The sequence below is a fragment of the Streptomyces sp. NPDC058665 genome (assembly GCF_042714995.1).
In the GTDB taxonomy this organism is placed as follows: Bacteria; Actinomycetota; Actinomycetes; order Streptomycetales; family Streptomycetaceae; genus Streptomyces.
The window spans coordinates 1-7,354 of sequence record NZ_JBHXRX010000001.1 but is presented as its reverse complement, the minus strand read 5'-3'; the positions used below and the strand labels follow the sequence as shown (position 1 = coordinate 7,354).

The window sequence follows — 7,354 nt, the reverse complement described above, 5'->3', positions numbered from 1 at the left end:
CCCGACGCCCCTCCCCTCCTCTCATACGTGCGAACGCGGCGTCAGAAGAAGACCGACCGCCGCTGTACGAGCAGTTTGTAGAGCGTGTGCTGGATCTGCTCCCGCACCTGATCGGTCAGGTTGAACATCAGCATCGGATCCTCGGCCGCCTCCGGCGGATAGCCGTCCGTCGGAATCGGCTCGCCGAACTGGATCGTCCACTTCGTCGGCAGCGGCAGCGCGCCGAGCGGCCCGAGCCACGGGAACGTCGGCGTGATCGGGAAGTACGGGAATCCCAGCAGCCGGGCCAGCGTCTTGGAGTTGCCGAGCATCGGGTAGATCTCCTCCGCCCCGACGATCGAGCACGGCACGATCGGCACGCCCTGCCGCAGCGCGGTCGAGACGAATCCGCCCCGGCCGAAGCGCTGCAACTTGTAGCGCTCACCGAAGGGCTTGCCGAGGCCCTTGAAACCCTCCGGCATCACACCGACGATCTCGCCGCGCTGGAGCAGCCGTTCGGCGTCCTCCGCGCAGGCCAGGGTGTGACCGGCCTTGCGCGCTAGTTCGTTGACGACCGGCAGCATGAACACCAGGTCCGCGGCGAGCAGTCGCAGATGGCGGCCGGCGGGATGGTTGTCGTGGACGGCGACCTGCATCATCAGGCCGTCCAGCGGGAGGGTGCCGGAGTGGTTGGACACCACCAGGGCGCCGCCGTCCGAGGGGATGTTCTCGATGCCCTTCACCTCCACGCGGAAGTAGTTCGCGTAGAGGGGCCGGATCAGCGACATCAGGACCTGGTCGGTGAGTTCCTTGTCGTAACCGAACTCGTCCACCTCGTAGTCGCCCGTGACCCGGCGCCGCAGGAAGGCGAAGCCCTGGGCGAGCCGCCGGTCCCAGTCGCCCCCACCGGGCCGGGGCTCGGCATCGGTCTCGGGCCGGACATCGTCCGCCCCGGTCTCGCTCGCCGCAGCTGCCGCACCGGCCTGGGTCGGATCGGCGTCCCGCGCGTCGCCGCCGGCGGCGTCCCGCGTCCCGTCCGGCTGATCGGGAACGGACGAGAGCGACGACTGCGGCCCCGAACCCGGCTGGGACGAGGCGGACTTGCCGCGCCCCTGCGCGCGCTTCGCGGCGGCGTCCTTCGAAGACTTCGCCGCCTTCGAAGACTTCGCGGCTTTCGAAGTCCCGCCGCCGGTGCCGGCGGCGCCGCCCAGCCGCGCCGCGCGCCGTGACCGGGGCTCTTCGCCGAAGGGGATGACCTTGGCATCGGCCATGTCAGATGCGCTCCTTGCTGACGAGGGTGGCGAGCCGGTCGACCGCGTCGGCGACAGCCTCCGGCGGCAACAGCCCGGCACCCCGGCTACGTGCGAAGTCCGTGAAGGCCTCCGCCGTCGTGTACGTGGGTACGAACCCCAGTGTCTCGCGCATCTGGTCCGTGCTGACGACCCTGCCGTGGGTCAGCAGCCGGATCTGCTCCGGCGAGAAGTCCGTCACACCGAGCGTGCGCAGCGCGGAGCCGACCCAGGTCACCGCGGGCAGCAGAACGGGCACCGTCGGCCTGCCCAGACGCCGGGAGCACTGCGAGAGCAACAGCACACCGTCACCTGCGATGTTGAAGGTCCCGCTGTTGAGCGTGCCGCGCCTCGGCTCGTGCAGGGCGATCCGCAGGACGTCGATGACGTCGTCCTCGTGGACGAACTGGAGCCGCGGATCGTAGCCGAAGACCGTCGGCAGCACGGGCAGCGCCAGATACTCGGCGAGCGGTGAATCCGCCGCCGGCCCCAGGATGTTCGCGAAGCGCAGTACGCACACCGCCACATCGGGACGGCGGCGCGCGAACCCGCGCACGTACCCCTCGACCTCCACCGCGTCCTTCGCGAAGCCGCCGCTGGGCAGCGACTTGGGCGGGGTGTTCTCGGTGAAGACGGCCGGGTCCCGGGGCGCGGAGCCGTACACGCTCGTGCTCGACTTGACGACCAGGCGCTCGACGGTGGGCGACTTCTGGCAGGCGCCGAGCAGTTGCATCGTGCCGATGACGTTCGTCTCCTTGACGGCCGTCCGGCCGCCGGTGCCCAGCGGCGTGCCCGTCACGTCCATGTGCACGACCGTGTCGACGGAATGCTCGGCCAGGACCCGCGCTATGGCGGGCTGACGGATGTCCGCCCGGACGAAATCGGCACCGCCGAGACTGTGCTCGGGAGTGACGGCGTCCACACCGATGACCCGGTCCACCTCGGAGTCGCGCAGGATTCTCCGTACGAGACGGCTGCCGAGCTGGCGCGCCACTCCGGTCACGAGCACGACCTTGCCCAAGATCAGCGCCTTCCCCTGAATTCGATGTCCGACCCAAGCACATTGCTTGTCCCAGCCGTCACCGTAGCGGGTCGCCGTAGCCGGGGGACGGCCGCACGAGGCTCTTCTCCGGAGCTTCGCGAAATCTTTGAGCCGTAACGCACCACGGCCCTCCCACCTGCATGGTGGAAGGGCCGCGATGTCACGTACAGCTGTCGCTCACTTCTTGTTACGACGCTGAACGCGGGTGCGCTTGAGCAGCTTGCGGTGCTTCTTCTTGGCCATCCGCTTACGCCGCTTCTTGATAACAGAGCCCACGACTACCCTCGCTCACTTCTCTTCACTCGGTGCGGGGCGTCTGGGCCCACACGACCTACGTTGGCCCAGCCTACCCGTCGCCGGGTGAGGGACGTAATCCGAGGGAAATCTCAGGCGGATTCGACCCCCACGAAAGACTCGCGGAGATACTCGTGAACCGCTTGCTCCGGAACCCGGAAAGACCTGCCCACCCGGATCGCCGGCAGATGACCACTGTGCACCAATCGATACACGGTCATCTTCGACACTCGCATGACCGAGGCGACTTCCGCCACGGTAAGGAACTTGACCTCGTTGAGAGGCCTCTCGCTGCCAGCAGCCATGACCCACCTGTACCTTCCGCACCCGACGCGCACCGGCTTCCCCTCCGGTGACTCTTCGTCGCTGTGCGCTCACACCCCAGAGTAGGGGCGGGTGGTACGAGTGGGGAAGAGGAGCAGCACATGGCCGCCTACTGTGACAGACACGCTCGATTGAGTACATAGCGAGTCAGTGGACGGTAGCAATCGGACCGGACACCGTCGTCAACCGGAACCACGGCGGACACGCGGCCCTCCGCCTCACCGACGAAGAGCGCCGGATCGTCGGTGTCGGCCAGCCCGATGGCCTCGATGCCCAACTGACCTGCCCCGCAGACCCATCCGTGATCTCCGACGACCAACTCCGGGAGCGGCCCGCCCGCCTCCGCCGCACCGTCCAGCGCGACCCGAACGGGGAGGGGGGAATGGCTGTGTGCGCCGGTCTCACTCCCGGCGTGCGAGGCTTCGGATTCCCGCACCAACGCGACTCCCCGTACGTACTCCAGGCGGTACGTGCGTACGCCGAACCGGGTCGTTATGTCGATACATCGCCCCTTCGCCGGGGTGAGAACGACGCATCCCGCCGCCGACAAAGCGTCTGCCAACCCCGCATAGAAGCCGATCAACCGGTGCGGATGCCCGGTCCCGAACAGCACGGGAGCCCGCCGGCCGGCAGCCGCGCCGAGCCGCTCGGCGAAGGCGTCGAGGCTGCTCAATGTCCGCTCGGGGTCGATGACATCGCCGCCCGAGACATGCGCGGGGTCCCCCGACACTCCGCAGCGGTCGGCCATGAGCCGCAGCAAGTCGCGCTCGTGCCAGGCCCGTTCGGGGGTCAGGCCCAGCGTCACGCGCGGATCGCGGGCGGCGAAGAGCCGGTAACTGCGCAGGCTCTGCTCCCGCGTGGTGGCCACCGGGCCGGCCAGACGGGCGGCCAGCAGATGGGCCCGGAGGGCGTCGGTACTCGGCACGGTCCCGATGGTCCCGCACCGGGGGAGATACGGGGCCAAAACGGTTGCGGGACCGCACAGTTGGAGTAGCCGGCAGGTCGTGCGACGCGCCGGCCCGGGGTCAGGCCAGCAGCCCTCGCAGCGGGAAGGACGCCTTGCGGGTCGCGATGATCGCCTGGTCCAGCCGGTCGGCCGGGTCGTAACCCGCGTCCCAGGACTCCCAGTTCGCCGTACGCCCGTCCGTCATCCGATGCGGCGCGGACTCACGCGTACGGGCGTACACCTCGTCCCGCCACTCCTCCGGCACCACCGTCTTCGGATCGATGGGCGCGTGCGCCGCGATCGCCACCAGATGCGTCCAGGAACGCGGCACGACGTCCACGACCGAGTATCCGCCACCGCCGAGAGCCACCCAGCGGGCCTCGTCGACGTAGGCGTGGGCGAGTTCGTGGCAGGAGGCCTGCACGGCGCGCTGCGCGTCGAGCGACACCGCGAGATGGGCCAGCGGGTCCTCGAAGTGCGTGTCGGCGCCGTGCTGTGTCACCAGCGCCTGCGGGCGGAAGTCCGCGAGCAGTTCGGGTACGACGGCGTGGAAGGCCCGCAGCCATCCCTCGTCGCCCGTCCCCGCGGGCAGCGGCAGATTGACAGCGCTGCCCTCGGCCGCGTCCCCGCCCGTCTCCTCCGGCCAGCCGGTCTGCGGGAAGAGCGTGCGGGGATGCTCGTGCAGCGAGATGGTCAGCACACGCGGGTCGTCCCAGAACGACGCCTGGACACCGTCCCCGTGGTGCACGTCCACGTCCACGTACGCGACGCGCTCCGCGCCCAGCTCCAGGAAGCGGGCGACGGCGAGCGAGGCGTCGTTGTAGACGCAGAAGCCCGAGGCCGCCGCGGGCATCGCGTGGTGCAGGCCGCCGGCGAAGTTCACGGCGTGGTTCGTCTCCCCGCGCCATACCGCGTCGGCGGCTCCGACCGACTGCCCGGCGATGAGCGCGGACGCCTCGTGCATGCCGGCGAAGGCCGGATCGTCGGGTGTCCCAATGCCGTACGAACCGTCGGCGGACCGCGGATCGGCCGAGTAGCGCCGTACCGCTTCGACGTACTCCTGGCGGTGGACGAGTCTCAGCGTGGAATCCCCGGCGGAGGGCGCGGGGACCACGTCCACCTTGCTGTCCAGCCCGTACGCGCGTACGAGCTCCCTGGTCAGTGCCAGCCGCACCGGGTCCATCGGGTGACTCGCCCCGAAGTTGTAACCCGTTACGGCGTCATCCCACATCAGCTGCGCGCGACCGGTCATGCCTGCCACCGTATCGGGCGGCACCGTCGGCGAACGACGGGGCGTACACCAGCGTCACCAGGATCATCAGCATCGGTACGAGCATCGCGCCCCGGTAGCTCCACACGTCACCGAGGGCGCCGACGAGGGGAGAACCGATGAGGAACCCCACGTAGTTGAAGATGTTCAGCCGGGCGACGGCCGCGTCGCTGGCGCCGGGGAACATCCGCCCGGCGGCGGCGAAGCACTGCGGCACGAGGACGCAGAGCCCGAATCCGAGCACCGTGAACCCCAGAATCCCCACCCACGCGCCGGGCGCCAGCGCGACCACCGCGAACCCGGCGGCGGCGAAGAGCGCCCCGAACCGCACGACGGCGACCGGGCCGAAGCGGCGTACGCCGAGGTCACCGGCGGCGCGGCCAAGGAGGGTGGTGACCATGTAGGCGTTGTACGGAACGGTGGCGACCTCGTCGGAGCTGCCCAGCACGTCCTGGAGGTACTTGGCGCTCCAGTTGGAGACGGTGGAGTCACCGATATAGGCGAAGGTCATGACGAGACAGAGGGGCAGGAGGGCCTTGAAGGCCACGCTGCCGGCGGTGGTGGCTTTCCCGTCACCGGTGTTGGTGCCGGTGTCCGTCTCCGTCACCGTGTCCGCTTCTGTGTACCAGCGACTCCCGACGAGCGCGGCCGGCAACAGCACGACGACGACCGGCAGATAGGACACCAGCAGCGACAGATCCCAGTGCGCGCCGGCCCAGGCGAGCGAGGCCCCGGCGATACCCCCGAGGCTGTACGTGGCGTGGAATCCGAGCATGATGCTGCGCCCGTACGCCCGTTGAAGGCGCACGCCCAGCATGTTCATCGACGCGTCGAGAGCACCGACCGACAGCCCGAACCCACCGAGCGCCACGGCGAGCTGCCACACCTGATCACCGGCGGCCACGCCGAGGAGAGCGAGCAGCACAACGGGCTGGGCCCAGCGCAGTACGACACGGGGCCGCACGTGCGCGACGATCTTCTCGGTGAGCACGCTCCCCACACCGGCGAGAATCGGCACGGCCGCGAGGAACACCGGCAGCAGGCCGTCCGATATCCCGTACCGGTCCTGGATGGCGGGAATGCGCGTGACGAGGAGGGCGAAGGCGACCCCTTGCACGAGGAAGCTCAGGGCCAGGGCCACCCGTCCGTGTCTCAACCGCACATCTGCGTTGACCGGTATGCCTGTCATGGCCGGACAGCGTATGGCTCAGCGCTACCCAGGGGTAGATGGATCACCCAAGCAGTTCCAGGAGCTCGGTCATCGAGGAGAAGTACCCCGTCGCCCCCGGCAGCTTCTCTGCAGGGGTCATCGCGGTGAACGCGTACACATCCATCCCGGCCGCCCGCGCCGCGGCCAGACCGAGCGGACTGTCCTCGACAACGACGCACCGCGCGGGCTCCACGTCCATCCGGTCGGCGGCGTGCAGAAAGAGATCTGGGGCCGGCTTGCCGCGCCCGACGTCCTGCGCGCTGAAGACGATCCCGGGCTCGAACCACCGGTCCAGCCCGGTCTTACGGTGTCCCACCCGGATCCGCTCATGGCTCCCGGACGACGCGACGCAGTACGGCTGCCCGTCGGCGACCAGCTTGCCCAGCACCTCGGGAACACCCTCGACGGGCTCCAACTCCCGCTCGAACGCGGCGAACACGCGACGGTGCAGGGTGTCGTCGAAGTCGGCGGGCAGCTGCTGCCCGGTCCTCTCCCGTACGAGGTCGTGCACCCGGTGGACCGCGGCGCCCATGTAGTCGCGGAGGGAATCCTCGTACGTGGTCGGATGTCCGAGCTCGGTGAGATAGCCGGCAAGGATGGTGTTGGAAAGCGGCTCGCTGTCGACGAGGACGCCGTCGTTGTCGAAGATAACCAGTGCATAGCGCATACACCGACTGTAAACGGCCCCTGAACGCAGAAATGCCTCGGCCCCCGGACGAATGGTCCAGGGGCCGAGGCCAATAATTGTTCGGCGGCGTCCTACTCTCCCACAGGGTCCCCCCTGCAGTACCATCGGCGCTGAAAGGCTTAGCTTCCGGGTTCGGAATGTAACCGGGCGTTTCCCTCACGCAATGACCACCGAAACACAGTGAAACAATCTTGAACAGCCGGTTGACAGCACAACTGTTCGTTGTCTCAGAACTAACACAGTGGACGCGAGCAACTGAGGACAAGCCCTCGGCCTATTAGTACCGGTCAACTCCACACCTCACAGTGCTTC

Annotated in this window: 8 protein-coding genes and 1 rRNA gene; all 9 read right to left on the bottom strand. The window is 68.8% G+C overall.

Features of this window, described 5'->3' with window-relative positions:
- Positions 1-41: 41 nt before the first annotated feature.
- Positions 42-1,250: a lysophospholipid acyltransferase family protein gene (locus ACFWV8_RS00045; protein WP_384196565.1), complete on the bottom strand. Its 1,209-nt coding sequence runs from the start codon at positions 1,248-1,250 to the stop codon at positions 42-44.
- Between the two features lies 1 nt (position 1,251).
- Complete coding sequence (locus ACFWV8_RS00040) at positions 1,252-2,289, bottom strand: NAD-dependent epimerase/dehydratase family protein (protein WP_329383532.1); 1,038 nt, start codon at positions 2,287-2,289, stop codon at positions 1,252-1,254.
- Positions 2,290-2,487: 198 nt separating this feature from the next.
- The gene (locus ACFWV8_RS00035; protein ID WP_003948845.1) at positions 2,488-2,586 is read right to left on the bottom strand and encodes a 30S ribosomal protein bS22; all 99 of its coding nucleotides are present in this window, start codon (positions 2,584-2,586) and stop codon (positions 2,488-2,490) included.
- Between the two features lie 110 nt (positions 2,587-2,696).
- Positions 2,697-2,909, bottom strand: coding sequence for a helix-turn-helix domain-containing protein (locus tag ACFWV8_RS00030; RefSeq protein WP_014046653.1), 213 nt, complete (start codon positions 2,907-2,909; stop codon positions 2,697-2,699).
- A gap of 128 nt (positions 2,910-3,037) precedes the next feature.
- Entirely contained in the window at positions 3,038-3,853 is an 816-nt protein-coding gene (locus tag ACFWV8_RS00025) for a phosphatase (RefSeq protein ID WP_384196563.1), read from the bottom strand.
- Between the two features lie 100 nt (positions 3,854-3,953).
- Positions 3,954-5,126 (bottom strand): acetoin utilization protein AcuC, encoded by a 1,173-nt coding sequence (locus ACFWV8_RS00020; RefSeq protein ID WP_384196562.1) that lies wholly within the window; start codon positions 5,124-5,126, stop codon positions 3,954-3,956.
- A complete protein-coding gene (locus ACFWV8_RS00015) occupies positions 5,095-6,333 on the bottom strand; it encodes an MFS transporter (RefSeq protein ID WP_384196560.1) in 1,239 nt (412 codons plus the stop codon). The genes ACFWV8_RS00020 and ACFWV8_RS00015 overlap by 32 nt, the downstream gene beginning before the upstream one ends.
- A 43-nt stretch (positions 6,334-6,376) precedes the next feature.
- Entirely contained in the window at positions 6,377-7,021 is a 645-nt protein-coding gene (locus ACFWV8_RS00010) for an HAD family hydrolase (RefSeq protein WP_384196558.1), read from the bottom strand.
- Between the two features lie 79 nt (positions 7,022-7,100).
- Positions 7,101-7,217: ribosomal RNA gene (gene rrf, locus ACFWV8_RS00005) — 5S ribosomal RNA — on the bottom strand.
- Positions 7,218-7,354 lie beyond the last annotated feature (137 nt).